The sequence below is a fragment of the Lachnospiraceae bacterium JLR.KK002 genome (assembly GCA_036941025.1).
In the GTDB taxonomy this organism is placed as follows: Bacteria; Bacillota; Clostridia; order Lachnospirales; family Lachnospiraceae; genus Petralouisia.
Map to the genome: position 1 here is coordinate 3,980,008 of JAYMNP010000001.1, position 25,978 is coordinate 4,005,985.

The 25,978-nt window shown below is 47.7% G+C and carries 24 protein-coding genes; 23 read left to right on the plus strand and 1 reads right to left on the minus strand.

Annotation, left to right across the window (positions count from 1 at the left end; genetic code table 11):
• The first annotated feature begins 1 nt into the window (after position 1).
• The 23 genes from glmM (at position 2) to VSQ32_19480 (ending at position 25,299) form a co-directional block, all read left to right on the plus strand.
• Positions 2-1,351 carry a phosphoglucosamine mutase gene (gene glmM / locus VSQ32_19370; protein ID MEH2944939.1) on the plus strand — a complete coding sequence of 450 codons (1,350 nt, stop codon included), beginning with the start codon at positions 2-4 and terminating at the stop codon, positions 1,349-1,351.
• A gap of 63 nt (positions 1,352-1,414) precedes the next feature.
• On the plus strand, positions 1,415-1,570 hold the full coding sequence (locus tag VSQ32_19375; protein MEH2944940.1) for a hypothetical protein: 156 nt from the start codon (positions 1,415-1,417) through the stop codon (positions 1,568-1,570).
• Entirely contained in the window at positions 1,563-1,826 is a 264-nt protein-coding gene (locus VSQ32_19380) for an HPr family phosphocarrier protein (GenBank protein ID MEH2944941.1), read from the plus strand. The genes VSQ32_19375 and VSQ32_19380 overlap by 8 nt, the downstream gene beginning before the upstream one ends.
• 78 nt (positions 1,827-1,904) lie before the next feature.
• A complete protein-coding gene (gene rfbD, locus VSQ32_19385) occupies positions 1,905-2,759 on the plus strand; it encodes a dTDP-4-dehydrorhamnose reductase (protein ID MEH2944942.1) in 855 nt (284 codons plus the stop codon).
• Between the two features lie 21 nt (positions 2,760-2,780).
• On the plus strand, positions 2,781-5,294 hold the full coding sequence (locus VSQ32_19390) for a hypothetical protein (protein ID MEH2944943.1): 2,514 nt from the start codon (positions 2,781-2,783) through the stop codon (positions 5,292-5,294).
• Between the two features lie 138 nt (positions 5,295-5,432).
• Complete coding sequence (gene gmhA, locus VSQ32_19395; GenBank protein MEH2944944.1) at positions 5,433-6,035, plus strand: D-sedoheptulose 7-phosphate isomerase; 603 nt, start codon at positions 5,433-5,435, stop codon at positions 6,033-6,035.
• Positions 6,032-7,273 (plus strand): glycosyltransferase family 9 protein, encoded by a 1,242-nt coding sequence (locus tag VSQ32_19400; protein MEH2944945.1) that lies wholly within the window; start codon positions 6,032-6,034, stop codon positions 7,271-7,273. Before gmhA ends, VSQ32_19400 begins: the two co-directional genes overlap by 4 nt.
• The gene (gene rfaE1 / locus VSQ32_19405) at positions 7,263-8,702 is read left to right on the plus strand and encodes a D-glycero-beta-D-manno-heptose-7-phosphate kinase (protein MEH2944946.1); all 1,440 of its coding nucleotides are present in this window, start codon (positions 7,263-7,265) and stop codon (positions 8,700-8,702) included. The genes VSQ32_19400 and rfaE1 overlap by 11 nt, the downstream gene beginning before the upstream one ends.
• Complete coding sequence (locus VSQ32_19410; protein ID MEH2944947.1) at positions 8,695-9,210, plus strand: HAD family hydrolase; 516 nt, start codon at positions 8,695-8,697, stop codon at positions 9,208-9,210. The genes rfaE1 and VSQ32_19410 overlap by 8 nt, the downstream gene beginning before the upstream one ends.
• A gap of 46 nt (positions 9,211-9,256) precedes the next feature.
• Positions 9,257-10,480 (plus strand): lipopolysaccharide biosynthesis protein, encoded by a 1,224-nt coding sequence (locus VSQ32_19415; protein ID MEH2944948.1) that lies wholly within the window; start codon positions 9,257-9,259, stop codon positions 10,478-10,480.
• A 25-nt stretch (positions 10,481-10,505) separates the two neighbouring features.
• Positions 10,506-11,195, plus strand: coding sequence for a glycosyltransferase family 2 protein (locus VSQ32_19420; protein MEH2944949.1), 690 nt, complete (start codon positions 10,506-10,508; stop codon positions 11,193-11,195).
• 51 nt (positions 11,196-11,246) lie between these two features.
• Positions 11,247-11,621: a DUF2304 domain-containing protein gene (locus VSQ32_19425; protein MEH2944950.1), complete on the plus strand. Its 375-nt coding sequence runs from the start codon at positions 11,247-11,249 to the stop codon at positions 11,619-11,621.
• 99 nt (positions 11,622-11,720) lie between these two features.
• Entirely contained in the window at positions 11,721-12,560 is an 840-nt protein-coding gene (locus VSQ32_19430) for an NAD(P)-dependent oxidoreductase (protein ID MEH2944951.1), read from the plus strand.
• Positions 12,561-12,606: 46 nt separating this feature from the next.
• The gene (locus VSQ32_19435) at positions 12,607-13,413 is read left to right on the plus strand and encodes a glycosyltransferase family 2 protein (GenBank protein ID MEH2944952.1); all 807 of its coding nucleotides are present in this window, start codon (positions 12,607-12,609) and stop codon (positions 13,411-13,413) included.
• A 21-nt stretch (positions 13,414-13,434) separates the two neighbouring features.
• Positions 13,435-14,484, plus strand: coding sequence for an acyltransferase (locus VSQ32_19440; GenBank protein MEH2944953.1), 1,050 nt, complete (start codon positions 13,435-13,437; stop codon positions 14,482-14,484).
• A 40-nt stretch (positions 14,485-14,524) separates the two neighbouring features.
• A complete protein-coding gene (locus tag VSQ32_19445) occupies positions 14,525-16,306 on the plus strand; it encodes a hypothetical protein (protein MEH2944954.1) in 1,782 nt (593 codons plus the stop codon).
• 143 nt (positions 16,307-16,449) lie between these two features.
• On the plus strand, positions 16,450-19,326 hold the full coding sequence (locus VSQ32_19450) for a DUF5722 domain-containing protein (protein MEH2944955.1): 2,877 nt from the start codon (positions 16,450-16,452) through the stop codon (positions 19,324-19,326).
• A gap of 33 nt (positions 19,327-19,359) precedes the next feature.
• The gene (gene rfbB / locus VSQ32_19455; protein MEH2944956.1) at positions 19,360-20,439 is read left to right on the plus strand and encodes a dTDP-glucose 4,6-dehydratase; all 1,080 of its coding nucleotides are present in this window, start codon (positions 19,360-19,362) and stop codon (positions 20,437-20,439) included.
• A gap of 198 nt (positions 20,440-20,637) precedes the next feature.
• Entirely contained in the window at positions 20,638-21,516 is an 879-nt protein-coding gene (rfbA, locus tag VSQ32_19460) for a glucose-1-phosphate thymidylyltransferase RfbA (GenBank protein ID MEH2944957.1), read from the plus strand.
• Positions 21,517-21,545: 29 nt separating this feature from the next.
• Complete coding sequence (gene rfbC / locus VSQ32_19465; GenBank protein ID MEH2944958.1) at positions 21,546-22,127, plus strand: dTDP-4-dehydrorhamnose 3,5-epimerase; 582 nt, start codon at positions 21,546-21,548, stop codon at positions 22,125-22,127.
• Positions 22,128-22,136: 9 nt separating this feature from the next.
• Positions 22,137-24,206 carry an InlB B-repeat-containing protein gene (locus VSQ32_19470; GenBank protein MEH2944959.1) on the plus strand — a complete coding sequence of 690 codons (2,070 nt, stop codon included), beginning with the start codon at positions 22,137-22,139 and terminating at the stop codon, positions 24,204-24,206.
• Positions 24,207-24,460: 254 nt separating this feature from the next.
• Positions 24,461-24,937, plus strand: a complete 477-nt coding sequence (locus tag VSQ32_19475; protein MEH2944960.1) for a helix-turn-helix transcriptional regulator — start codon at positions 24,461-24,463, stop codon at positions 24,935-24,937.
• Between the two features lie 2 nt (positions 24,938-24,939).
• The gene (locus tag VSQ32_19480) at positions 24,940-25,299 is read left to right on the plus strand and encodes a hypothetical protein (GenBank protein MEH2944961.1); all 360 of its coding nucleotides are present in this window, start codon (positions 24,940-24,942) and stop codon (positions 25,297-25,299) included.
• A 105-nt stretch (positions 25,300-25,404) separates the two neighbouring features.
• Here the strand turns inward: VSQ32_19480 and VSQ32_19485 are convergent, their stop codons facing one another.
• The gene (locus VSQ32_19485; GenBank protein MEH2944962.1) at positions 25,405-25,905 is read right to left on the minus strand and encodes a hypothetical protein; all 501 of its coding nucleotides are present in this window, start codon (positions 25,903-25,905) and stop codon (positions 25,405-25,407) included.
• Between the last annotated feature and the right edge of the window lie 73 nt (positions 25,906-25,978).

Sequence of the window (25,978 nt, forward strand, 5' to 3'; positions counted from 1 at the left end):
TATGGCAAGAATGTTTGGAACAGACGGCGTGAGAGGCGTGGCGGGCACGGAGCTTACCATAGAGCTGGCTATGAAGCTGGGGCAGGCAGGGGCCTATGTACTCACGAAAGAAAAATCATATCAGCCCACGATTATTGTGGGATGTGACACAAGAATTTCAGGAGGAATGCTGGCCAATGCCCTGATGGCAGGAATATGTTCCGTAGGGGCAAATGCCGTATACATGGGTGTGGTACCCACACCGGCTATTGCTTATCTGACCAGAAAACATAAGGTGGAAGCCGGAGTAGTTATTTCCGCTTCCCATAATCCCATGGAATTTAACGGGATTAAGTTCTTTAACGGAGAAGGGTATAAGCTGTCCGATGAACTGGAAGACGAGATAGAAGCTCTGATTAAGAATGGTATGAAAGATGTTGCCATGCCTCTCGGTTCCGGTATCGGAAATATCAGTTATCGTTTTGATGCCAGGGAAGAATATGTATTCTTCATGAAAAAAACAGTTCCGGTGGATTTAAGCGGTCTGAAAATTGTGGTGGACTGTGCGGAAGGGGCTTCCCATTATACGGCGGTGGAGACGTTAAAGGGTCTTGGAGCTAATCTGGTGGCAATCCATACCAGTCCCGACGGAACCAATATCAATGCCAACTGCGGCTCCACTCATATGGATGAGCTGCGGGCAAGGGTGGTTTACGAAAAGGCCAATGTGGGAATTGCGTTTGACGGGGATGCAGACCGTATGCTGGCGGTGGATGAGAAGGGTGATGTGGTAGACGGTGACCAGGTGATGGCCATTATCGGAAACTACATGAAAGAACATGGCAATCTGAAGAAAAATACCATCGTGGGAACCGTTATGAGCAATCTTGGATTTACGCTGATGGGGAAACAACGGGGAATCCACATTGAACAGACAAAAGTGGGGGACCGCTATGTTCTGGAAAATATGAGAGAAAATGGGTATAATATAGGAGGAGAACAGTCCGGGCATATTATTTTCCTGGATGAAAATACCACCGGAGACGGTCTGCTGAGCGCTCTGCACCTGCTGGAAGTTATGGTGGAGACAAAAGAGCCTCTTTCTCAGCTGGCTCAGATTATGGAAGTATTGCCGCAGGCCCTTGTGAATGCAAAAGTACCAAATCACAAGAAAGAACATTTTATGGAATATCCGGAAATTGCCCAGGCAATCCATGAACTGGAACAGAAATTTGCAGGAGAAGGCAGAGTTCTGATTCGTCCATCCGGTACGGAACCGCTGATTCGGGTTATGATTGAGGGGAAAGACCAGGCAGAGATTAATCAGGATGCAAAAAATCTGGCCGATCTGATTATGAAAAATATGTTGTAATTTACAATGAGGAGGGGCCCGGTTATCTTATTCGAAAGGATAAGATAACCGGGAGGAGTCCTGATGGTTCTATCCGGAGAGAAGTATTTTGAAAAGAGGAGTCCTGATGGGTTCTATCCGGAGAGAAGCATTTTGAAAAGAGGAGTCCTGATGGTTTTATCCGGAAAAAGACCGGGAGAAACCTGGCAGAAAATGTATTGGAGGAACGAAGATGGTTAGTCAGAAAGTAACGATTAAAAATCCTACGGGCCTGCATTTAAGACCGGCAGGAATTTTGTGTAAAGAAGCGGTGAAATACCAGGCGTTGATTACCTTTAATTTTAAAGGAGGCACTGCAAATGCCAAAAGTGTGCTGAGCGTATTGGGAGCATGTATTAAATCCGGTGATTCCATAGAATTTGTCTGTGAAGGGGAGGACGAAGAGGAAGCGCTGCAGGCGGTAGTAACAGCAGTGGAAAATGGACTTGGAGAATAAAACAGAGACCGGTTTCAGATTGTAAAATATGAAACTGGTCTCCGATTTCTGTAAATCAGATTTAATATGGAGGCGATTATGAAGAAAATTCTTATTACAGGCTGCAATGGACAGCTTGGACGAGCACTGAATCAGATTTATGATGGAGCATATCTGATTAACACGGATGTGGCGGAGGGAGAAGGACGGAAGGCGCTGGATATTACAGATGTGGATGCAGTTTTAAAGATGGTGCGGGACGAAAAACCGGATGTTATCATTAACTGTGCGGCTCACACTGCAGTGGAACTCTGCGAGAGCCAGGAAGATCTGGCTTACCGCATTAATGCCATCGGAGCGCGGAATCTGAGCATTGCCGCTGCCCAGGTGGATGCAAAGCTCATTCAGATTTCCACAGATTATGTGTTTGACGGAAATGGGACAAGGCCCTACAGGGAGTTTGATACTCCAGGGTCTGACAGTGTTTACGGCAAGACAAAGCTGGAAGGAGAACGGTTTGTAAAAGAATTTGCACCGAAGCACTTTATTTTGCGGACTGCCTGGCTCTATGGAGACGGGAAGAATTTCCTGAAAACCATGCTTCGGCTGTCCGAGACAAACCAGGAAGTGAAGGTGGTCAATGACCAGTTCGGCAACCCCACCAGCGCGAAAGAGCTGGCAAGGCTGATTCATTTTCTGGAACCGGGGGAAAATTACGGAACCTTTCATGCCACCTGTGAAGGACAGTGCAGCTGGGCGGATTTTGCAGCGAAGATATTTGAACTGGCAGGGAAATCCACAAAGGTCATCCCCATTTCCACAGAAGAATATAACGCAAAAGTAAAAAGGCCTGCATATTCTGTTCTGGACAATTATATGCTGCGTCTGACCACGGATTACCGGATGGCAGACTGGGAAACAGCATTGCAGGAATATATGGACGAGTTACAGTAGACAAAGTAAGGAGATTCCGGAATGAAAAGAAAGATACGCGGGGCAGCATTTCTTCTGCTGATGGTTGTCATGGCAGGCTGTATCATACAGCAGTCTCAGAGAAGCTGGAAGGGAGAAGCAAAGACTGGCGGGCTGAGTATAGAGAATCAGGCAAACGTGGGAGAAATCCGAAAAGGAACGGAAATTGCCCAGACCTTTACTGCCGACCGAAATTTTTCCGGAGTCTCTCTGCTGATGGCCACCTACAATAAAAGAGTGTATGGCCGGGTACATGTGAAACTTCTGGAAGAAGCAGGCGGACAGGTTCTGGCAGAGAAGACATATTATGCGGGTTCCATGGAGGATAACGCCCTGTATCATTTCCTGTTTGATCAGGAGATAGAAGTCTCCGGGCCCACCAGATACCGTGTTGTGATTACATCAGATGCGGGCAGATTCCGGAACGGAGTAACCATCTGGAATTCCCTGGAGGACCAGTATCCGGAGGGAGAACTGTATATTAATGGGGAACAGCAGCCGGGAGACCTGGTATTCCGTATTGCATATGAGGGGAAGATGGAATATCAGTGGGGCCTGTTTCTGCGCCGGGCTGTTTTGCTGATACTTTTGTTTGGATTTCTGGGAGCCCACTGTTTTCTGGATATCCCGCAGATGTACCGGTGGATATTTGAAAAAAGAGTGTGGATTTCTCTGGGATTGTTCGCATTTCTGGTGCTGAACAGATACCATTTTTCTTCCATCGGACAGTTTGACCGATATATTCAGCCGGGAGACGGCTCTCAGTACGTGGCCCCTGTTGCCGGCCAGTCCAGAGCCATCCGAAGCGATGAGTGGATGCTGGGGGTGCCACGGTTTCTGTCGGCGGAATACAGTGATTATGGGAAATACAACCAGATAGTCCGGGCGGAAAAGACCACAAATCTGTCTGCTTCCGGCCTGTACCGCAGCTATTCCGCACTGGCCCAGCCCATGGACTGGGGCTTTTATCTCTTTGGCTCTGAGATTGGTCTGTCTTTTCGCTGGTGCTTTAAGATGGTCTTCGGCTTTTTATTTTCCTTTGAATTCTGTCTGATTCTGACCAGGAAGAAAAAGCTGCTGTCACTGCTGGGCGCCTCTCTCATCTGGTTTTCCAGCTGTAATATGTGGTGGTCCACCATGAACTGGATTCTGGCAGGAGAAGCCGCGCTGGTGTTTGTGTGGTACTTTCTGGAGGCGAAGGACAGAAGAAAACGCATGTTATGGGGGCTGGGCCTTGCAGTGTCTGCATCCTGTTTCCTGGTGGTGGATTTGTATCCCGCCTGGCAGGTGCCGGCAGGCTATCTCTATCTGATGGTCTTAATCTGGATGATAGCGGAACACTGGCAGGAGATACGCAGTTACAGATGGAAGGACTGGCTGCTGACAGCAGGGTGCCTGGCGTTTTTAATCAGTATTGCCGGGGTATACCTTCTGAATGATATGGAATATCTGACGGACATTATGAATACAAAATATCCGGGTCAGCGGGTCAGCTACGGAGGAAGAACCATTCAGCAGCTTCTGGGTTATCTTCCCACCTTTCTCACATCGCTGGAGCAGTATGCCAATCCCAGCGAGGCAGGAAGATTCGTCAGCTTCTTTCCCATTCCCTGGGTGCTGGCCCTGGTGGTTTTTGTACGCAGCCGGAAAAAGGATTTGCTGACAGGGCTGCTGCTGGCAGGAAGTACCTTTCTGTCTCTGTACTGTATGGTGGAACTGCCGGAATTTCTGGCCAGGATTTCTCTGCTTACTTATTCCACACCGGAGCGGACGGCACTTGTTCTGGGATTTGCCCAGATACTTCTGCTGCTTGCGGCAGTATCGCGGTGTGAGGAGTGGGAGGGACTGAGCCTTCCGGCGGGAATCTGCACGGTACTGCTGACAGGAATTGTGACGGTGTGGTACAGCAGGCAATGCTACCCGGATTATCCCAGATGGATTTATTTTGCAGTTCTGGGAATTCTGGTATTCAGCGCTTTGCTGCCTGTCATTTCCGGATTTGGAAAAAATCTCCGTCCCTGGGCCATGGCGGGGCTGAGCCTTCTGCTTATTGTGACAGGCCTCAGAGTAAATCCGTTGATGTGCGGCCTGGATGCCATCAGAAGCAAGCCGGCGGCAGAAGCGGTGGCCCAAATTACGGAACAGGACAGCACCAGTAAATGGCTTGCGGTGGAAAATATTGCAGCAGGAAACTTCCTGATTGCCTGCGGGGCTCCCGCAGTTAATTCCGTGAATTATATTCCCAATATGGATTTATGGAAAAAACTGGACCCGAAGGGGGAAAAGGAAGAAATCTATAACCGATATGCCCATATTCAGGTATTTCTGACAGAGGAAGACACAGAAATGGAGCTGGTACAGGCCGATTTAATTAACCTGAGGCTGTCCTGCGAAGATTTGAAAAAACTGGGAATTACGTATCTTTTTGCTTCCCATTCCCTGGATGAGCTGGAGGATTTGCCGGTGAAATCCCTGTATGAGGAAAATGGGGTTTACATTTATCAGATGGAATACTGAGCTTAGCAGTCAGAAATTTGCATTATATGATAAAAGATGGTATAATGGAGCGGTTTTAAGGGAAATAACGTATGTGACAGTAACAGTGAAATCACATGTTGAGCTGTTACTATGCGATATGTGACAGGAGGAAAATCTGTGTATCATAGATTAGATGAGATTCTGCTTCAGCAGAAGGAAAATATTGAAAAGGTCCGGGAGAGCGGATATCCGGAGCAGGTATCCCATGCTGTCCGGCTCCAGCTTGAGGCGTTGCGGCAGGGGAATAAAATACTGATTGCAGGAAACGGAGGTTCCGCTGCGGATGCCCAGCATCTGGCAGGAGAGCTGGTAGGCCGGTTTCTGAAAGAGCGGAAAGGCCTTGGAGCAGTGGCTCTGAGTACCGACACTTCCATTCTCACCTCTGTTGGAAATGATTATGGATACGGAGAAATTTTTGCCCGGCAGGTGGAGGCCCTGGGCAGGCCGGGAGACGTGTTCCTGGGGATTTCCACCAGCGGGAATTCGGAAAATATTATAAGGGCGGTAAAAAAAGCGCGGGAGCTGGGACTTGTCACCGTCTGCCTGACAGGGCGGGACGGAGGAGAACTGAAAGAACTCTGCGACTGTAATATGGTGGTGCCTCTGGAAGAAACGCCCAGAATCCAGGAATTTCACACCATGACGGTACATATGATGTGCGAACTGGTGGAAGAAGGTATGGCGGAAAACCAGTCTGAGGAAATGGCAGGTAAGTTATGAGAGAAAATCATTACAGTATATCCAATCTGTTTTTGAAGTTTAATCAGCTTTTATGGAAAAAGTCTTTTCTGCAGCATATCCGGGTACTGTTTTACTGGATAGACGGTGTTCTGCTGTTGTTCTGCAGAAGGAAAAAGGGTGACGGGAGCAGAAAAAAGTCCCGCAAAAAGGTTCTGATTGTATATAATATGGCGCTGGGAGATGGGATTATGTTTTGCGGGGTTTCCCGGTCTCTGCGCGAAATATGGCCGAAAGAGCAGTATGAAATTACCATAACATGCCAGTCGGCCTTTTCTTCATTATATGAAAGCACCGGAATTTACGATAAAGTGCTGCCTCTTGACTTTTCCGGGGCGGTGGTAAATCTGAAAAAGAGAAAAGAATTATTCCGGAAACTTCGGGAAGAAACCTATGATATTGTGGCAGACCCGGTGGGCTGTGAGGAGTGTACCACCAATGTGTTTGTGACGCGGGCAGCCAGAGGAAAAGAAAAAATCGGCGTGCTGGACGTGTCCGTGAACCATCAGGCTCCGGACTGGCTGCGCAGAAAAATATATCACAGAGTAGTGGAGCTGAATCAGAAGCATATGCATCTGATTCGGTATTACGGCGCTTTTTTCCGGGAACTGGGAGCTGTCTCCTGTGTGGCCAGACCGGCGGAGCTGCCTGCTGTGGAGCTGCCTTTTGAGACGCCGGAGAAATTTTTCATCATTTTTCCGGTGGCCAGCATGGCCGTAAAAAAATGGCCGCCGGAGCGGTATGCATATATTGCGGAGAAAATATACCGTAAGACCCGTATACCGCTGGTACTGTGCGGAACGGAGCATGACAGGGCGGGGATTGAAGAATTCCGCAGCCTGCTTCCTTCGGATGTGGAGATAATGGATTATATCGGCAAAACGGATATTATGCAGTTTGTGGAACTGATTGGCAGGGCTTCCCTGGTAGTCAGCAACGATACCAGCGCATACCATATTGCAGTGGCAAAGCAGGTGCCGGTGGCCATGATCTGCGGCGGGTATACCTATCATCGGTATGCAAAATATGACTATGAGAAGGAAGGCTGCAGAAATCCGTTGCTGGTGCGCCGGAACATGAAGTGCCAGGACTGTAACAATTACTGCCGCTACCATGGATTTGAGCTGTTTCCCTGTATTGATAAAATAGGTAAGAAGGAAGCCTGGAGAGAGATAAAGGCTTTGATTGAGAGAGAGGGACTGGATACAGATGACGATTGAGAAGTTGAATAAAATAGCAGATATCAGGGTATTGCTGTTCGGCGATTTTATGGTGGACAAATACATTCACGGAAAGGTTTCCCGCATATCGCCGGAAGCGCCGGTCCCCGTGCTGGAGGTGACCGCCAGGCAGACCAAACTGGGAGGCGCCGGAAATGTGGTCAACAATATCATGACACTGGGAGCCAGTGTGCGGGTACTGGGCTGTGTGGGAGATGATGCGGACGGAGACTGGATTCTCTCGGAGCTTTCGGAGAAAGGCATTGAAACCGGGTATATGAGAAAATATCCTCAGGTGCAGACCATTTCCAAAACCCGTCTTGTGTCGAAGAACCAGCAGTTTCTGCGGTATGATGAAGAAAAAATTCAGGATATTCCGGATGATTATGTGAAGGAAATCCGGCAGCAGGAGGAACGCCTCTTTCAGGATATTCAGGCAGTGATTATTTCCGATTACGGAAAGGGTGCGGTGACGAAAGAAGGGGCTCAATTTCTGACAGAAGGCGCCCGCCGCAGGGGAATCCCTGTGATTATTGACCCCAAAGGAACTGATTACAGCAAATATAAAGGAGCGGACGTGTGTACCCCCAATGTAAAAGAACTGGGGGATGTGACAGGAAGAGCCCTGCACACGGAACAGGAGATTCTGGAGGCAGGACAGAGGCTGAGAGAAGACATCGAGCTGAAATATCTGCTTCTGACCCGTTCGGAACAGGGGATTTCCCTGTTTGACCAGGAACAGGGAAAACAGGACTTTCCGGCAGCCAGCAAGGATGTGGTGGATGTAACGGGAGCCGGAGATACCGTGGTGTCAGCGGTGGCCCTGATGATGGCGGCAGGATTTTCCCCGGAGGAATGCTGTATTCTGGCAAATACTGCCGCTTCTATTGTATGCTCCAAATTCGGCGCCGCCACACTGTCTCTGAATGAACTGATGGAACAGGTGGTAAACAGCGGAGAATTTAAGCTGGTGGATGTGACCACAGCCAGATATGTGCTGGCCAGTCTGAAAGAAAAAGGGAAGAAAATTGTGTTCACCAACGGCTGTTTTGACATGCTTCATGCAGGACACCTGGCTTCTTTTCTGCAGGCACGGAAATTTGGAGACGTGCTGATTGTGGCAGTGAACAGCGACGCTTCCGTAAAGCGGCTCAAAGGGCCGGAGCGCCCCATTGTGGAGCAGCAGAACAGAATTCGTATGCTCTGTGCGCTGGAATGTGTGGATTATGTGATTCTGATGGAGGATGATACGCCGGTTCCCCTGATTCAGGCCCTTCACCCGGACGTTACCGTAAAAGGAAAAGACTGGGAAGAAAAAGATATTCCGGAGCGCGCTGTGGTGGAAAGCTATGGGGGCGCCGTGAAATTTATAGATTTGGAGGGGGGACTGTCCACCACAAATCTGATAGGGAAAATCAGACATGAATAAAGCAGTATTTTTAGACCGGGACGGAACCATCAACCGGGATTTCGGATATGTATACCAGAAAGAAAAACTGGAATTTCTGCCTGGAGCGGCAGAAGCTCTGAAACAAATCCGGCAGGCGGGATTTCTCCTGATTGTCATTACCAATCAGTCGGGGATTGCCAGAGGATATTTTTCCCTGGAACAGTACCGGGAATTTGAAGCATTTTTTCTGGACAGGCTGAAGGAACAGGATGTATGGGTGGATAAAGTATATTTCTGCCCCCATGGAGCGGAGGAGGGCTGCCTTTGCCGGAAGCCGGAAACCGGTCTGTTTTATCAGGCGGCGAAAGAATTTGACATTGACTGGAGCCGGTCTTATGCCGTAGGGGACAGGGAGCGGGATCTGTGTATCTGCAGCAGGGAACCGGTGACCGGGATTTTGTATGGTTCAGGGGAAAGATCCGAGCCGGATGTAATCTGTCTGGAAAGCTGGGCGGAGATTGCAGAAGTAATCTGCCGGAACCCCTGAAAACACGCTCCGGGAATTTTACACCGGACATAAGGAAAGTGACAGTATGGACAATATGAAGAAAAATATCGCCTGGAATACCTGCGGCAGTGTATTTTACTGCGTCTGTCAGTGGCTGATTACCATTCTGGTGGTGTGGCTGGACAGCTATGGCGCGGCGGGAGACCTCTCCCTGGCCATGACTACCAGCAGCAGCTTTTCGGCCATTGCTTTATTCAGTATGCGCAATTTTCAGGTGTCGGACGTGGCGGAGGAATATTCTGCCGGCCAGTATGTGAGCAGCAGGATTCTCACCTGCGGGGCGGCGTTTGTCAGCTGCCTGGCAGCTTCCCTCTGTTCCGGCAACACGCCTTACGAAGTGCTGTGCATCGGAGCGTTTATGATGATTCGGGTGGCGGAAGCCATCGTGGACGTGCTTCACGGGATTAACCAGAAATACATGCGGTATGATCTGATTGGAAAATCCTATATAATCCGGGGGATTCTGACGGTGGGCTCTTTCTGTGCAGAACTGGCTTTCACCGGAAATCTCATGGTCACTCTTATGATTATGGCGGGGCTGAATCTGCTGACAGCTTTTGTCTATGACTGGATTCATACGGGAAAGCTGGAGGAGTTTTCCATTCGCCTGAAAGACAGCAGGATACGGAATCTGCTGACAGCCTGCGTGCCCATTGTGGCATTTTCCTTTTTGCTGAGCCTGGAAAATCTGATTCCGAAAACAATTCTAAAGGAACAGTACGGCAGAGACCAGCTTGGGATTTATTCTTCCATGGCGTCCCCTACCCTGGTGGTTCAGGTGTTTGCCTCTGTGGCATTTAACCCCTTTCTGCCGGCCTTTTCCCTGGCTTATCAGCAGGGAGATTTGAAGCGGTTCCGGAGCATGTTCCACAAATCTCTGGCGGTGCTGGCAGGTATGTGTCTGGTGGTGACGCTGGGAGCAGTGATTCTGGGCAGGCCAGGTCTTAGACTCCTGTTCGGGCCGGATATTCTGGAGCATTATGGTTTGTTTCTGCCCATTGTATGGTGTACCATATTAACGGCATTAATCTGGATTCTGTCTTCACTGGTGGTGGCCCTCAGAAGAATTCGATGGCTCTTAATCGGCATGATTGGGGACTTTCTGGTCTGTGTGCTGGCAGCGGAACCGGTGGTACGTACCTATGAAAAAAACGGAGTCAGCATTCTGCAGATTGGCGCATACGCAGCGTATATTGTCTGGCTGATTGCGGTATGCGAAATCTGTACGAAAAAGGAAAAAAATGGATAAAGACAGGTAAAGAAGGGAAAAACAGATGAAAAAGTTAGTCATCATACCGGCTTATAATGAAGGGGAAAGCATTTATAATACGGTAAAAGAAATAGAGAAAGCAGCGCCGGATTTCGATTATGTGATTATCAATGACTGCTCCGGTGACGATACCAGGAAAATCTGTGTGGAAAACGGATTTCATTATATAGATCTTCCCATCAATCAGGGAATCGGCGGAGCGGTACAGACAGGCTATCTCTATGCTTATGAAAATGACTATGACGTGGCGGTACAGGTGGACGGAGACGGGCAGCATGACCCGGCTTTTCTGCAGCAGATGGCAGATACCCTTCAGAGAGAACAGGCGGATATGGTCATCGGCTCCAGATTTATTGAGCGGAAAGGCTTTCAGTCTTCTGTTACCCGTCGCATTGGCATCCGCTATTTCACCTGTCTGATTCGATTGCTGACAGGGGCGAAAATTACGGACCCCACGTCGGGCCTTCGAATGATTGGGAAAGATGTGATAGCATTGTTTGCCAAATCTTATCCGCGGGATTATCCGGAGCCGGAGAGTGTGGTGGATATTTTATGCAAAAGGAAAAAAGTGGTGGAGCTTCCGGTGCTGATGCGGGAGCGGCAGGGAGGCGTGTCCTCCATCCGCATGGGAAAATCTGTTTACTATATGATAAAGGTTACGCTGGCAATCTTTCTGTGCCGGATTTCCCAGTAAAGTCCGGTATCGGAGTTCTGGCGCCGCCAGAAAGGAAAGGGAGGAAGCAGTATGTCGGGAATATTAAGGTGTGCGCTGGGCGCAGGGGTGTTGATTTATTTTATACTGGTCATATACTTTTTAAAGCGCAGGCTGATTGATTTGAAATACAGTCTGGTCTGGCTGCTGGCGGGAATCTGCCTGGCGGTTTTCATCATATGGCCAAATGCCCTGTATACGCTGATGGGCGCTTTTGGAATTTCCATTCCGGTGAACGGGGTATTTCTGGTCTGTATCGGATTTATCATTGTGATTTTAATGTCCATGACCTCCATTGTGTCCAGACAGACAGACCGGATTAAACAGCTGGTACAGCACCAGGCTTTGCTGGAAAAGCGGATTCGGGAGCTGGAAGAAAAGGAAAACCACCTGGCGGAAAAGCAGTGAAACAGAAAGGGGCAGCCCGCAGGGGAACGGGGAAAGGAAGCTGGAAGTTGCTCTGACAGAAAGACAGTGAAACCAGAGGCAGCAGGAAAGGAAAAGAATATGGAAATAAAGACAGTATTGGTTACCGGGGCGGCCGGATACATGGGGCGTCATGTGGTACGGGCCTTTCTGGAGGCCGGTTACCAGGTTCTGGTAAATGATTTGAATTACAAAGGAGTGGATGAGCGGGCCAGGCGGCAGGAAGCAGATATTTTTTCCGGAGAGAAAGATATTTATGAGCAGATGGGAAAACCGGATTTACTGATTCACCTGGCCTGGAGGGATGGGTTTGTCCACAATTCCGACGCTCATATGAAAGATTTGTCTGCCCATGCGGAATTCCTGCAGCATATGATTGACGGAGGCGTGAAAGCAGTTTCCGTTATGGGAAGTATGCATGAGGTGGGATACTGGGAAGGAGCCATTGATGAACATACTCCCTGCAGTCCCCAGTCCATGTACGGCATTGCCAAAAATGCACTGCGCCAGTTCCTGTTACAGTATACGGAACACAAAGATACGGTGGTGCACTGGCTGCGGGCCTATTATATTTACGGAGACGACGCAAGAGGAAGCTCCATTTTTGCCAAAATTGTGCAGGCGGTGGAGGACGGGAAAAAAACCTTTCCCTTTACCAGCGGAAAAAATAAATTTGACTTTATCCACATTGACCGGCTGGCGGAGCAGATTGTAAAAGCCAGTGTGCAGGAGGAAGTAACAGGAATTATCAATGTGTGCACCGGGACGCCGGTTTCACTGGGCGAAAAGGTGGAGGAATTTATCAGCAGCCATGGATATGATATCCGGCTGGAATACGGCACTTTTCCCGACCGGCCCTACGACTCTCCGGCAGTGTGGGGAGACGCCGGAAAGATTCAGAAGATTATGAAGAATCCGTAAGTTCCCGGCAATTTGTCTGTGAGGCAGAGGAAAGAAAGGACAGAACATGAGACAGTATCATCATTATACAGGCCAGGATATCACTGTTGTGATTTGTGCCTACGGAACATGTGAATATCTGGAAAATTGTATCCGGGCGATTAAAAGGCAGACAGTAAAGCCCAGGGTGCTGATTTCCACCTCCACCCCCAATGACCATATCCGGGGGCTGGCGGAAAAATATAACCTGGAAGTAAGGGTAAATCCTGACGGAGGCCATGTAAAGGACTATAATTTTGCCATGAGGCAGGCAGATACGCCTCTGTGTATGCTGGCCCATCAGGATGACTTAATTGCAAAAACCTTTGTGGAGAAAAATCTGAATGCGTTAAACCGCAGCCGGAGGCCCATTATTTCCTTTTCAGATTATCTGGAAATGCATGAGGATGTGGCGGACAAAAAGCCTTCCACCATGGTAAAAATCAAGCGGCTTATGCTCCTTCCTCTGAAAATACCGGGGCTGGGGCGCACCGGATTCGGGAAATGGCTGATTCAGTGCCTGGGAGACCCTATCACTCATCCTACGGTGGTCTGCGTGATGGAAGAAATGCCCGGCCAGCTGTTCCGGGAGCAGTACAAAGCCTCCATGGACTGGGATTTGTGGCAGCGCCTTTCCAGACAGAAGGGGGAATTCGTGTATGTGAGCCAGGTACTGCTGTATCACAGAATGAATAAGGAAAATGCCACAGCGAAGCTCTTTGCCCATACCAATGCCAGATATGAAGAAGAATCTGAGATTTTAGGCCGGTTCTGGCCAAAATGGGTGGTAAAGATTATCATGCACTTTTATGCAAAGGCAGCGAAGTATTATTGAATGGCATAAACAGGAGGAGTTATGAAGTTAAGTGAAATAACCGGAGGCAGAGAGAATAACCTGGACGTCATCCGGTTCTGTGCGGCGGTTCTGGTAATCCTCTGCCATGCCTTTCCCATCAGCCTGGGAGAAGGCCATGTGGATATCCTGGGCAGGCTTACAGAAGACCAGATTCACTTCGGGAATCTGGCTGTGTGTATTTTCTTCTTTTACGGGGGCTTCCTGATTTGCAAAAGCGCGGAACGACTGCAGAAAGCCGGCCCTTATTTCAAAGCCAGAATCCTGCGGATTATTCCATGTCTGGCTGTGGTGACTTTTGTACTGGCCTTTGTGGCGGGCCCCATACTGACTGAACTGAGTCCGGGAGATTATTTTACAAATCCGGGCACATTCCGATATCTTCTGAACTCTGTTATGGTGCTGGTACATAATCTGCCGGGGGTATTTCAGGAAAATATTTATAACCCCACAGTCAACGGGCCCCTATGGACCCTTCCGGTGGAGTTTTTGTGCTATATCATGTGCTTTCTGGCTCTGAAACTGCATTTTGTCAATGAAAAAAATGCCAGATGGATGATTCTTATGTTTGGGGCCGGATATCTGGGAGCCGTAAAGGTGCTGGCAGGTTCTCAGGTGCTGAGTGCCGCCCTGCGTCCGGTGGGCCTCTTTTTTGCAGGAATGGTATATTACATATATCGTGAAAAAATAATCATCCGGCCCTGGCTGGCGGGAGTCTGCGGCGTTCTCCTTGTAGCCGCAGCGGCAGTCCATCTGCTGGAGCCTGTGATTTTTTTCTGCTTTCCCTATCTGATGGCCTGGCTGGGCTTCGGAACCAGACATAAATGCAGCGGTTTTGCCAGAAGGGGAGAGGTGTCTTACGGCATGTATCTTTGCGGCTGGCCCATTCAGCAGATCATCTGTCAGGCTTTCGGAGGACAGATGAACCCGTATCTGAATGCGGCGCTGACAGTTCCGCTGGCAGTTCTGTGCGGCTTTCTGCTGAACCGGCTGGTGGAACAGCCTCTGGGCAGACGGTTTGCCCGGCAGCCGGAAAAGAAAAGGCAAAAGTAATGGAGACGTGCAAAAGAAGAAAGGATAAGAGGAATACAACATGGAAGGTTCGATCATAAGCTCAGTTTTTTTTGTGGTAAGTGTCATCTTGCTGTATATGGGAATATTCCGGATAAAGAAATCAGAGAACCCTTTAAACGGGGTAATCTGGGTGATGATGAACTTTATTTCCCTGCTGTGCTGGGGTGCTTTTTGCGGTGGAATTATCAACATGCTGCACATACCGGTCAATATTGTCAGTATGGGCGTAATTTATCTTGCTTCGGCGGCAGTGCTGTTTTTTAAGATAAAAAAAGACGGGGAAACCCAGATTTATGTATGGAAGAAATATGATATTCTCTATACCTGTATTTTTGCAGGGGTGATTTTCCTGCTTCTGCTGAACCGTATTACCGTACATATGGATTTTGTGTTTAACAACAGCGACGGGGCGGTGCATATGCGCAATTCCCTGACCATTGTGAGAACCGGAAAACTGGACACCATGTATTTTGCCCCTATGCACAATGCCCTGGTGACGGAAGTGTTTCTTCCTTTTATCGAAAAGGTGAGCACTTATAAAATTTTTATGATTGTGGACGGGGTAATGTTCATTCTGGAAGCAGTGTTTTTCATGGCCATGATTCGGGAATACCTGAATAAGACGGTTCTGAAAATTCTGGGAATTACCATAGGATTTGCCTATGTGTTCGGCTACCCCATGCACAGTTATCTGTTATGCTTTTTTTACTGGGGTATGGGCGTACTGCTGATTGAGTATGTGATTACGCTGGTAAAGGAATTTATGGCGGGTAATGTCCGGAAAGAAACGGGGCTGTTTCTTCTGATGACAGGCTGTACTTCCATTACCATGTGCTATATGCTGTTCGGCCCGGTCAGTTATGTGGCGGTATTTGCCTGTCTCTGTCTGGAATTCCGCAGACAGCATACGCTGTTTTCCTGGGATACGGTGAAAATATCCCTGCAGGTTTTCCTGATTCCCTGTATCCTGTCCGTGTACTACTGCTATTTTCTGTTTTTGAAAAAGCAGAATCTCTCTATCGGGGATGCGCTGAACCTGCAGGGAGGTATTTATGGAGAACTTTTTATCAATTTTATATGGATAATGCCCTTTGTTATTTACAAACTGATAAAAGCAGCGAAGCGGAAGCATCTGGATGAGATTATGGTGTTCTTCCTCTGTTTTCTGGTGATGTTGCTTTCCATCGGCGTCCTTGCGGTGCTGGAAAAAGCCTCGGCCTACTACTATTTTAAATTCTACTATCCGGTCTGGATGCTGGGATTCGTTATTACTGCCCAGGCGGTGGCGGAGATTTATGAGGAGGCCAGAGATTTGCTGCTGTCCGGAATGTTTGTGGCGGTTATCCTGCTGGGAATCAGCGTGACCAACCTGGAGGAGCGGGTGCAGAACCGGGGTATTGGCTATGGCGACCGCACCTCCGAGCTGTTTGATATTTATTACCATAATGTGACCGAGTACCGGAACCGGAAGATTGTGTTTGATAAGGATTATCTGGAAGCCTGCAATTATGTGATGGAAAATATGGGAAAAACAGAAAATGTTCCGCTGATTTCCCTGATTGACAATTACGAATACTGTTACTGGTATGAGGCTCTGACCGGGGAGGATTCTTCGGATTATTATACCTGGGATTATGGAATGAATGACATTATGGATAAGCTGAACCATAAAGAAACGAAGTATTTCGTCATATGCAAAACCCATCCGGTGTACCTGCTTCATCAGGATTATTTCGATTCTTTCCATTGGGTATTTGAAAATGATAAGGTGTTTATTGCGGAAACAGAGAACAGGAAATGATATATTATCATATTTATATCACATTTATCCGGTATAAAGAAAGGGCAGACAGGCCTTAATTTTTACTTGTGGTTTCTGCAGTGAAAATGATATAATAGTATACACAGTGGAAAAAGATATGAGCGACAGAAGAAAGGACAACGATGATGAAACGTATTATGACACTGTTTTTAGCAGTGATACTTCTGTTTCAGACAGAAGTGGGAATATTGTATGCCATGGAACCATTACCCGTACAGCAGCCGGGAACGGATGTGACAGAGGGAGCGGAGGATTCCGGACAGGAGGATACGCCTTCCGGAGAAGAAATCCCCGAAGAGCCTTCTGCCAGGACCGGAGCGGAGAACCCGGCGGAATATACCATTACCTTTCAGTTTAACGGAGGAATGACAGAAGGAAGCACGGAAACCTCCAGTCAGATTATCGTGACAGAAGGAGAGGAGGCGACCTCTGTTGCCGCAAGGGTTCCGGTACCGGTAAGAACAGGTTATAAGCTGGAGAACTGGAAGGATGAAGCCGGAATCGTATATGATTTTACCCGGCCGGAGAGCCTGCCGGAAATCACCTCAGATCTGACGCTGAACGCGTGCTGGACAGCCATCGCCTATACCATTCACTTTGACGCCAACGGCGGAACCGGAGAGATGGCAGACCAGATCATCCGGTATGACGAAGACCAGAATCTGGCGGCCTGCCAGTTTACCCGTCCCGGCTATGCTTTTGAAGGCTGGAAATGGGAAGAGATGAATATTACATATCAGGATGAGAATCCCGTAAAGAACCTGACAGACCAGGACGGAGCGGTGATTACCCTGAAGGCCATCTGGAAAGTGGGAAATTATACGGTCCGTTTTGACGCCAACGGCGGAACCGGTGAAATGGATGAACAGGAGTTTACCTATACTCAGAATAAGGCGCTGTTGAACAACAAATACAAACGGACCGGTTATACCTTTAAAGGCTGGAATACAAGGCCGGACGGAACCGGAATTTCCTATCAGAACAAGCAGAAGGTAAAATCTCTGACAGAGGAAAACGGCGGAGTGGTAGTACTCTATGCCATGTGGGAGGGGAACCCCTACCGGGTCACTTATAACGGAAACGGGGCCACCAGCGGCAGTATGGCCGACAGCAGCCATGTATACGGAACATTCAGTTCGCTGAACCGGAATAATTTTAAGCGGAAGGGCTTTCTCTTTGCAGGATGGAATACGGAAAAGAACGGAACCGGAAGGGCTTTTTCCGACGGGGCGCAGGTGTATGACCTTACCACGGAAAAAGATGAAACCGTTACCCTGTATGCCTGCTGGACGCCCATTACCTATACCATTACATATTACACAAACGGAGGAAAGCTGTCTTCCTCCAGCAGGAAAACCTATACGGCAGACGCGCCCTTTGTGCTGCCAAGGCCCACCCGAAAAGGGTATGATTTTGACGGATGGTATAAAAAGTCCAATTTTAAGAGCCGGATTGGTGAAATAAAACCGGGTCAGACCGGGAATCTGGTGGTCTATGCCAAGTGGGTGAAATGTACGGAGAAAGCCAAATCAGATTCAGCCAAACTTACCACCTGCAAGGCCACAGGCTCCGGGAAGGTGAGTGTGCAGGCCACCATCAAAAAAAGGGTGGCAAGCTCGGATGATTACTACTATCTGATGTATATAAATCCCATGAATCAGAAAATATATAAAGTAGCTTCCAAAGTTTACAAGAAGAAAAATATTACATTTAACCTGAAAACAGCGGAGAACCAGGGCTATGCCACATCCACCTTCGGCATTGCTGTGAAAAAGAGCGGGAAATACAAGCTGATCAGCAATACTTCCTATGTGAAAAATGTGGAGAAGGCAGCCAAAAACAAGTCCAAATACAATCCGGGACGGACGAAAAAAGGCATTCAGTTTTCCGATAATCTGCAGGAAGTCTATAACTGCGGAGCGAAACAGACCTTTTTGAATGTTACAGTTTCCATGGTGTGCAACAACGGAACCGTGCCCTATGTGTATAATGGGAAGACCTATTATTTTAATCCCATGGACAGTTACCGGGAGATTGTCATGGACTGTAACCGGAACAATGTGACAGTGACCATGCAGGTAATGCTGGACTGGACCGAAGGCCATACGGATCTGATTGCCTCCAAAGCCAGAGTCCGGGGAGTAGCCCCTTTCTATACCTGGAATGTGACCACTAATAAATCCAGAGAGAAAATGGAAGCGATTTTCTGTTATCTGGGCATGGTATTCGGAAAGAAAAACTGCAGCGTGTCCAACTGGGTACTGGGAAATGAGGTCAACAATCCGGCAGGATGGAATTATAAGGGCGGCATGTCGGAGACTGCCTACTTCAAGGCCTATGCCTATGGATTCCGGGCTTTGTACTATGCCATCCGGAGCCAGTCTTCCAACGCTCATATTTTCATCTGCACGGATAATCTGTGGAATACTTCCGTAAAGGGAGGCTACAGTGCCCGACATGTAATTGAGGCATTCAACAAGCAGCTCAATAAGATACAGAAAGGGCTGAAATGGCACCTGGCATACCATGCCTATTCCACGCCTCTGACCTACACCAAGTTCTGGGACGGACTGGGTATTACGGGAGATGTGAATACCCCTTACATCACCATGAAAAATATTGATGTGCTGACGAAATACATTAAGAAGAATTATGGTTCTTCCGTGCGCATTATCCTGTCAGAGCAGGGATATTCTTCCACCTGGGGAGAAACCAATCAGGCGGCGGCCCTGGCTTACAGTTACTATATTGCGGCCTGCAATCCCATGATTGACGCTTTTATTATCCGGAGTTATTCCGACCATCCCGTGGAGGTTGCCCAGGGACTGAAAATGGGAATTTACGGAAAAGAAGCCTTTAAAGTATTTAAATATATGGACACTTCTCAGACGAATAAATACACCAAAAAATATCTGTCCATTATAGGGGCCACTTCCTGGAAAAAGATTGTGCCGGGATATAAATTCAACAGGCTCCGGAAAATGTATCGAAATGTATAAAACAAATATATAAAATAAAGGAGAAGACAGAAAATGAGAACTTATCTTGTAACCGGAGGAGCCGGTTTTATCGGCTCAAATTATATTCATTATATGTTCCGGAAATATGATAACGAAATCAGGATTATCAATGTGGATAAACTGACTTATGCGGGAAATCTGGAAAATCTGAAAGATGTGGAATCCAGAGATAACTACACCTTTGTAAAAGCTGATATCTGCGATAAGGAGAAGATTAGCAGAATATTTGAGGAAAATGACATTGACCGGGTGGTGCACTTTGCGGCAGAGAGCCATGTGGACCGCAGTATCCGCAATCCGGAAGTGTTTGTGCAGACCAATGTGCTGGGCACAGCAGTGCTTCTGAACTGTGCCAAAGCAGCCTGGGAGCAGGAAGACGGAAGTTTTAAGGAAGGAAAAAAATTTTTGCATGTTTCCACAGATGAGGTGTACGGTTCCCTGGAGGAAGACGGGGCTTATTTCTATGAGACAACTCCCTATGATCCTCACAGCCCTTATTCCGCCAGTAAGGCCAGCTCCGATTTTCTGGTAAAGGCCTATATTGACACTTATCATTTTCCGGCCAACATTACCAACTGTTCCAATAATTACGGGCCTTATCAATTCCCGGAAAAGCTGATTCCCCTGATTATCAACAATGCGCTGCAGGGGAAGAAACTTCCGGTATACGGAGACGGGAAAAATGTGCGGGACTGGCTCTATGTGGATGACCATGCCAAAGGGATTGATATGGTGCAGGAGCATGGAAAGCTGGGTGAAACCTACAATATCGGCGGACATAATGAGAAGCAGAACATTGAAATTATCAATATTATTATCGAAACCCTGCAGGAAATGTTGCCGGAGGACGACCCAAGGCGGAAACTGGTGAGCAAAGATCTGATTACCTATGTGGAAGACCGGAAAGGACATGACAGAAGGTATGCCATCGCCCCGGATAAAATCAAAGCTGAAATCGGCTGGGAGCCGGAGACCATGTTCAAAGAAGGAATCCGAAAGACCATTGCCTGGTTCTTTGAGCATGAGGACTGGATGAAAAATGTAACCAGCGGCGATTATCAGAAATATTACGAGGAAATGTACGCAAAGTAAATCAGACAGGCTCTGTGTCCCGAAACAGGACACAGGGCTGTTTGTAGTCTTACAGGAAATCCCCTGTCACACTAAAGGGTGAAAGTATCTTCCTGTAAGACAACGCCCTCCGGGCGGGATGCGCAGTTCGCGGAGAGGAAATCTATTGCCAGGCAATCCGCTCACGCGCGACAAAATGGAATCAGAAGGAGGAGAACCATGAAAGGAATTATTCTGGCGGGAGGCGCCGGAACCAGGCTGTACCCGCTGACAAAGGCTATTTCCAAGCAGATTATGCCGGTGTATGACAAACCCATGATTTATTATCCCCTGTCGACGCTGATGCTGGCAGGGATTCGGGAGGTGCTGATTATTTCCACACCCAGGGATTTGCCGGTGTTTGAGGATTTGCTGGGAGACGGAAGCCAGCTCGGCATGAAATTTGCGTATGCAGTACAGACGGAGCCCAGGGGGCTGGCAGACGCTTTTATTATCGGCGCTGATTTTATCGGTAAAGACGCTGTGGCACTGGTGCTTGGAGACAATATTTTTTACGGGCAGAGTTTTTCAAAGGTGCTGCTGAATGCAGCCAGCCGGACGGAGAGCCAGCCGGGAGCCACGATTTTCGGTTACTATGTGCGAGACCCCAGAGAGTACGGTGTGGTGGAATTTGATGAAGCAGGAACTGCCATTTCCATTGAGGAAAAACCGGAACATCCCAAATCCAACTATGCGGTACCGGGACTGTATTTCTATGACAATGACGTGGTGGAGATTGCCAGGAATGTGAAACCTTCCGGCCGGGGAGAAATTGAGATTACCAGTGTCAATAACGAGTATCTGAGCCGTGGGAACCTGAAAGTGGAAACCCTGGGCCGGGGATTTGCCTGGCTGGACACCGGGAACCACAATATGCTGCTGGCAGCGGCTGATTTTGTGTCAGCATTCCAGAAACGGCAGGGAATGTATATTTCCTGTATTGAAGAAATCGCTTACAAGCGGGGCTTTATTGATGTGGAGCAGCTGAAAAAGCTGGCGGAACCTTTGCTGAAAACAGAATACGGACAGTATCTGATGGAAATTGCGGCAGGGCTGTAATGTAAAAGGCAACACATAAGGAGAAATCAATGGGAAAGATTAAAGTGACGGATAACTGCAACGGAATTGCAGGGCTGAAAGTAATTGAGCCGGCAGTGTTCGGCGATGCCAGAGGCTATTTTATGGAAACCTATAATTATAATGATTTTGCAGAGGCAGGCATTGACTGCACCTTTGTGCAGGATAATCAGTCCGCCTCCAGAAAAGGTGTTTTGCGGGGGCTGCATTTTCAGATTAACTATCCTCAGGATAAACTGGTCCGGGTGGTAAGAGGACAGGTGTTTGACGTGGCTGTGGATTTGCGTGAGGGCTCCGAAACCTTTGGAAAATGGTTTGGTGTTACTCTGTCTGAAGAAAATAAAAAGCAGTTTTTTATTCCGAAAGGATTTGCCCACGGATTTGTGGTGCTGTCCGATTATGCGGAGTTTTGCTATAAGGTAACTGATTTTTACCATCCCAATGACGAGGGAGGCCTGTTGTGGAAAGACAGCGGCATCGGTGTTCAGTGGCCCATGCCGGAGGGCATGACCGAGGAGGAGCTGATTCTGTCAGATAAGGACAAAGTCTGGGGCGGTATTGAGGAGTATATAAGCAACAAAAAGGAAAGGTAGGAGGATGCAATGAAAAAGAGGATTTTAGCGTTATTCCTGGCAGGAGTTATGACCTTTACCATGGCTCCCGCAGAAGCATTTGCAACAGCGCCCGGCGGAGAATCATCTGCTTCACCGGAAACAGAAGAAACGGTTCCGGAAAAAGAGGATGCTGCAGATACAGAGGAAGATATTTCTTTTCAGAAAGACAGTATTGACGTAACGGATGAGATGTTTTCAGATACTTCTGAACCGGTGGAACTGCCGGAACGGATGATTCCGGAAGAAACGGAGTCGGAAACAGAATCCGAACTGCCGGAAGGCTGGACGCCTCCTGTGGGCGGAATGGTGCGGCCGGAAGTCATTGAGCTGCCGGAAGGGGCTGCGGATTCCCTGGATACCCTGGATTTAACAGAGAATGAAGACGGAGAACTGCTGTACCGTTCCAAAGTTCTGGGCTCTCAGCAGTACAGTTCTCCCTGGGATATTTATTCTTCCAATTATATCTATAATCGCCTGAATGAAAAGGAGAGGACATTTTGGGATGCGCTGGATCTGGTTTCTCTGGAATACCTGACCGGTGTTCAGAATGGAGTAAACAAGCCTTTAGATGGTGAAATATACTATATATCAGAGAAAGGAATTAGCTTCACTTCTCTGGGAATAAGTGTGGACAGAGCAGCGGATCTGTTTCTTCTGTTTACCTATTCCAATCCCCAGTATTATTTCTGGGATCAGGGCTTCCTGAGAACTTCCAGCGCCATGTACCCTCTTTTTTATGACGCTTTTGCCAATGGAGCAGCAAGGGCGGCGGAAACGGCCAAAGTAAAGGCTCAGATTGACGCTATGGAAGCTCAGATTGCAGCGGGAGCTACAGAACTGGAAAAGATTCAGATTGCCCATGACCTGATTATCCGGAAGGTAATGTATGATCACGGCATCAATCTGAATAATCCGGGAGCGTCCCAGACTCAGAATCCGTATCATCAGAGTGCCTACAGTGTATTTGCTACAGATTATACCGTATGTGCCGGATACACCAAAGCCTTTACCCTTTTGATGAACGGAGCGGGTATTGACGCCATAAGTGTGACAAGTCATAACCATGCCTGGAATCTGGTGGCTATCAATGATTCCTGGTATCAGATTGACTGTACCTGGGATGATATGGACGGGGAGTCTGGCCGGGATTTGATGTATGGATATTTTAACCGCAGTTCAGCCATGATTACCGGGGCTCTTGATCAGCAGGGTTCCCACAGAATGGAAGCATTCTATACGGGCATGGTGCCGGTTTGCAGCCAGGATTCCGGAGCTGCCCCGGACAGTATCGGAACTTATGCAACGCCCGCAGCTCAGACGGCTGCACCGGTTATTACCCAGCAGTATACGGGGGATAAAGTGGCGGTAACTCTGACTTCCGCTACGCCGGGGGCAGAGATATATTATACCATAGATTCCACCAACCCATCTTCTTCTGCCACCCGTTGCTTTTACTACAGAGGAGCCTTTGCAGCAGATCCCAATACGGTGATCAATGCTGTGGCAGTTTGCGATACACTCTGGGACAGCGGAATTTCCACAGTCAGAACAGAGGAAAAAACTTACACGGTGAAATTTGATGTCAGAGGCGGAAGCAAGGTATCTTCACAGAAGGTTTCAGCAGGTACGAAGGCGAAGAAACCGTCTAATCCCAAACGCGGGAAATACAGTTTTGAAGGCTGGTATACCAGCAAAAATTATAAGACGAAGTGGGATTTCAGCAAAAAAGTAACCAAAGACATGACCCTTTATGCAAAGTGGAAAAAGGTTTCTGTAAAGCAGGTTACCATTAACAAAGTCACAAATGTTTCCGGTAAGAAAATGAAGGTAACTCTGAAGAAGGTCAGCGGCGCCAAAGGGTACGAAATCCGCTATGCCACCAATTCCAGTATGAAATCTTCCAGACGGGTAACCAGTACATCCACCGGCAAGACTATAAAGAAGCTGAAAAAAGGAAAGACATATTATGTGCAGGCCAGGGCATACAAGAAAGATTCCAAAGGAAAGAAAGTATATGGCTCCTGGAGTAAGAAAAAGACAGTTGTCATTCAGAAATAGGAAGTGAATCAGAAATCAGCCGGGAAGGGCGGGCAAGAAGCAATTGCTTTTGCCCGCCTCTTTTTGATCTTTCTACAGGGAGTATGACGAAATGTAACATATGATGTTGCGTGGGTACAGGGAAATTGCTTGTACAAAATGATGTATTAGGATATGATGGTAATGGCAAAGGGATTGGAAGGTATACCTTATGGAACATTAGCAGTTCAATAAGTATATATTGCTGGTAAAGGAAGCAGAGAGGGGGCTCAATTGTGGAAATTGGTACAAAAATTGCCCATGCAAGGCGGGAGATGGGAATGACACAGGGAGAACTGGCAGATAAGATGTCTGTCACAAGGCAGACGGTATCCAGATGGGAAACGGGAACCGCGCTTCCTGATGTTGAAAAAGTGGCAGGCCTTGCAGATATTTTGCAGGTATCCTGCGATTATCTTTTAAAGGAACAGTTGCCGGCCTCTGAAGAAAAATTATCAGCGGAAGATGAAAGAACGCCGGAACATGCAAGCTCTGTCACAAAATTACTTTCCGGTATCGAAGGGAAACATGTCCGCATATCTTTTTATGACGATGAGGAGGATATGGATGTATGGGAGCGAATCTGCAGAATAGATGGTTTTGAAGGAAACTGGGTCAGAGTTGCCATACAGCATAAAAACAGAGAACAGAAAAAGCTGATAGCCCTTTCCTCGGTGCTTTCATTTGAAATTGTGGATGAAGGAGGCTGTTAGATATGGAGATTTTATATAAGATGGGGGCAATTTTCGGATTGCTTGCATTTTTTCAGGTAAGTGCAGTTGCCGCCAGACTTCGTCGGCTGGAACGCAGTGAAAACAGTGTACTGCACGCAGAGCGAAGCAGTGTGAAAGATGATATGACAAAAATACTCGCTCCTTATACAGGAAAAAGAATACAACTGGATTTTTATGAAAATGAGGAAGATATGGATTTGATAAATATCAGCAAACAGAATAAAATCATTTTACTGGATATGGATGAAAAATGGGCGCTGGTTCGCATTGAAACATCAAAAAATCACAGAGATAAACTGATACGCATTTCTTCCATAAAAGGGGTGTCCTGTGGGGAATGATATGGGTGAGAAAATAAGATTTGAATTGTCTGTAAAAACACTGTTTCGCCGGACTGTCAGATACATTGATACCTGACAGTCCATGGCCGAAACAGAATTTTCAGGCTATGAAATTTTCTGAAGTTTGTCGCTGTGTTCAGCCACTACTTTTTTTATAACAGATATATCCTGTTTCATTGCTTCATAAGTTTCCACACTGTCTTTGTAACGGTTGTAAGTCGAGGTATAGCAGGATTCTATGGTATTTAACCGCGGCAGAATCAGATTTTCCTGTGTTAATTCAATCTTTCTGACCCTTTCTTTGAGTTCCTGTACATCGCCTTTGAGTTCCTGTACATCGCCTTTGAGTTCCTGTACGTCGCCTTTCAGCAGCGCTACGTCACCTTTGAGTTCCTGTACATCGCCTTTCAGCAGTTCTACGTCGCCTTTGAGTTCCCGTACATCAGTTTTGAGCCCCTGTACATCAGTTTTGAGCCCCTGTACATCAGTTTTGAGCCCCTGTACATCAGTTTTGAGCTCCTGAATATCATCTTTGAGTTCCTGCATATCTTCCCTGACGGGGTCAAGGATTTTTGATATGGCAAGTAATAATTCATTGTCTGTCATTGTATCGCCTCCGTTCATTCTGTGGAGTGTTTCGCATTTCAGGTTCTCTGGTTATATCACGATATGTATCTTT

What these genes read in the sequence shown, in the direction of transcription:
- glmM (MEH2944939.1), top strand. Translation starts at nt 2, where the DNA reads ATGGCAAGAATGTTTGGAACAGACGGCGTGAGAGGCGTGGCGGGCACG.
- VSQ32_19375 (MEH2944940.1), top strand. Translation starts at nt 1,415, where the DNA reads ATGGTTCTATCCGGAGAGAAGTATTTTGAAAAGAGGAGTCCTGATGGG.
- VSQ32_19380 (MEH2944941.1), top strand. Translation starts at nt 1,563, where the DNA reads ATGGTTAGTCAGAAAGTAACGATTAAAAATCCTACGGGCCTGCATTTA.
- rfbD (MEH2944942.1), top strand. Translation starts at nt 1,905, where the DNA reads ATGAAGAAAATTCTTATTACAGGCTGCAATGGACAGCTTGGACGAGCA.
- VSQ32_19390 (MEH2944943.1), top strand. Translation starts at nt 2,781, where the DNA reads ATGAAAAGAAAGATACGCGGGGCAGCATTTCTTCTGCTGATGGTTGTC.
- VSQ32_19400 (MEH2944945.1), top strand. Translation starts at nt 6,032, where the DNA reads ATGAGAGAAAATCATTACAGTATATCCAATCTGTTTTTGAAGTTTAAT.
- rfaE1 (MEH2944946.1), top strand. Translation starts at nt 7,263, where the DNA reads ATGACGATTGAGAAGTTGAATAAAATAGCAGATATCAGGGTATTGCTG.
- VSQ32_19410 (MEH2944947.1), top strand. Translation starts at nt 8,695, where the DNA reads ATGAATAAAGCAGTATTTTTAGACCGGGACGGAACCATCAACCGGGAT.
- VSQ32_19415 (MEH2944948.1), top strand. Translation starts at nt 9,257, where the DNA reads ATGGACAATATGAAGAAAAATATCGCCTGGAATACCTGCGGCAGTGTA.
- VSQ32_19420 (MEH2944949.1), top strand. Translation starts at nt 10,506, where the DNA reads ATGAAAAAGTTAGTCATCATACCGGCTTATAATGAAGGGGAAAGCATT.
- VSQ32_19425 (MEH2944950.1), top strand. Translation starts at nt 11,247, where the DNA reads ATGTCGGGAATATTAAGGTGTGCGCTGGGCGCAGGGGTGTTGATTTAT.
- VSQ32_19430 (MEH2944951.1), top strand. Translation starts at nt 11,721, where the DNA reads ATGGAAATAAAGACAGTATTGGTTACCGGGGCGGCCGGATACATGGGG.
- VSQ32_19435 (MEH2944952.1), top strand. Translation starts at nt 12,607, where the DNA reads ATGAGACAGTATCATCATTATACAGGCCAGGATATCACTGTTGTGATT.
- VSQ32_19440 (MEH2944953.1), top strand. Translation starts at nt 13,435, where the DNA reads ATGAAGTTAAGTGAAATAACCGGAGGCAGAGAGAATAACCTGGACGTC.
- VSQ32_19445 (MEH2944954.1), top strand. Translation starts at nt 14,525, where the DNA reads ATGGAAGGTTCGATCATAAGCTCAGTTTTTTTTGTGGTAAGTGTCATC.
- VSQ32_19450 (MEH2944955.1), top strand. Translation starts at nt 16,450, where the DNA reads ATGATGAAACGTATTATGACACTGTTTTTAGCAGTGATACTTCTGTTT.
- rfbB (MEH2944956.1), top strand. Translation starts at nt 19,360, where the DNA reads ATGAGAACTTATCTTGTAACCGGAGGAGCCGGTTTTATCGGCTCAAAT.
- rfbA (MEH2944957.1), top strand. Translation starts at nt 20,638, where the DNA reads ATGAAAGGAATTATTCTGGCGGGAGGCGCCGGAACCAGGCTGTACCCG.
- rfbC (MEH2944958.1), top strand. Translation starts at nt 21,546, where the DNA reads ATGGGAAAGATTAAAGTGACGGATAACTGCAACGGAATTGCAGGGCTG.
- VSQ32_19470 (MEH2944959.1), top strand. Translation starts at nt 22,137, where the DNA reads ATGAAAAAGAGGATTTTAGCGTTATTCCTGGCAGGAGTTATGACCTTT.
- VSQ32_19480 (MEH2944961.1), top strand. Translation starts at nt 24,940, where the DNA reads ATGGAGATTTTATATAAGATGGGGGCAATTTTCGGATTGCTTGCATTT.
- VSQ32_19485 (MEH2944962.1), bottom strand. Translation starts at nt 25,905, where the DNA reads ATGACAGACAATGAATTATTACTTGCCATATCAAAAATCCTTGACCCC.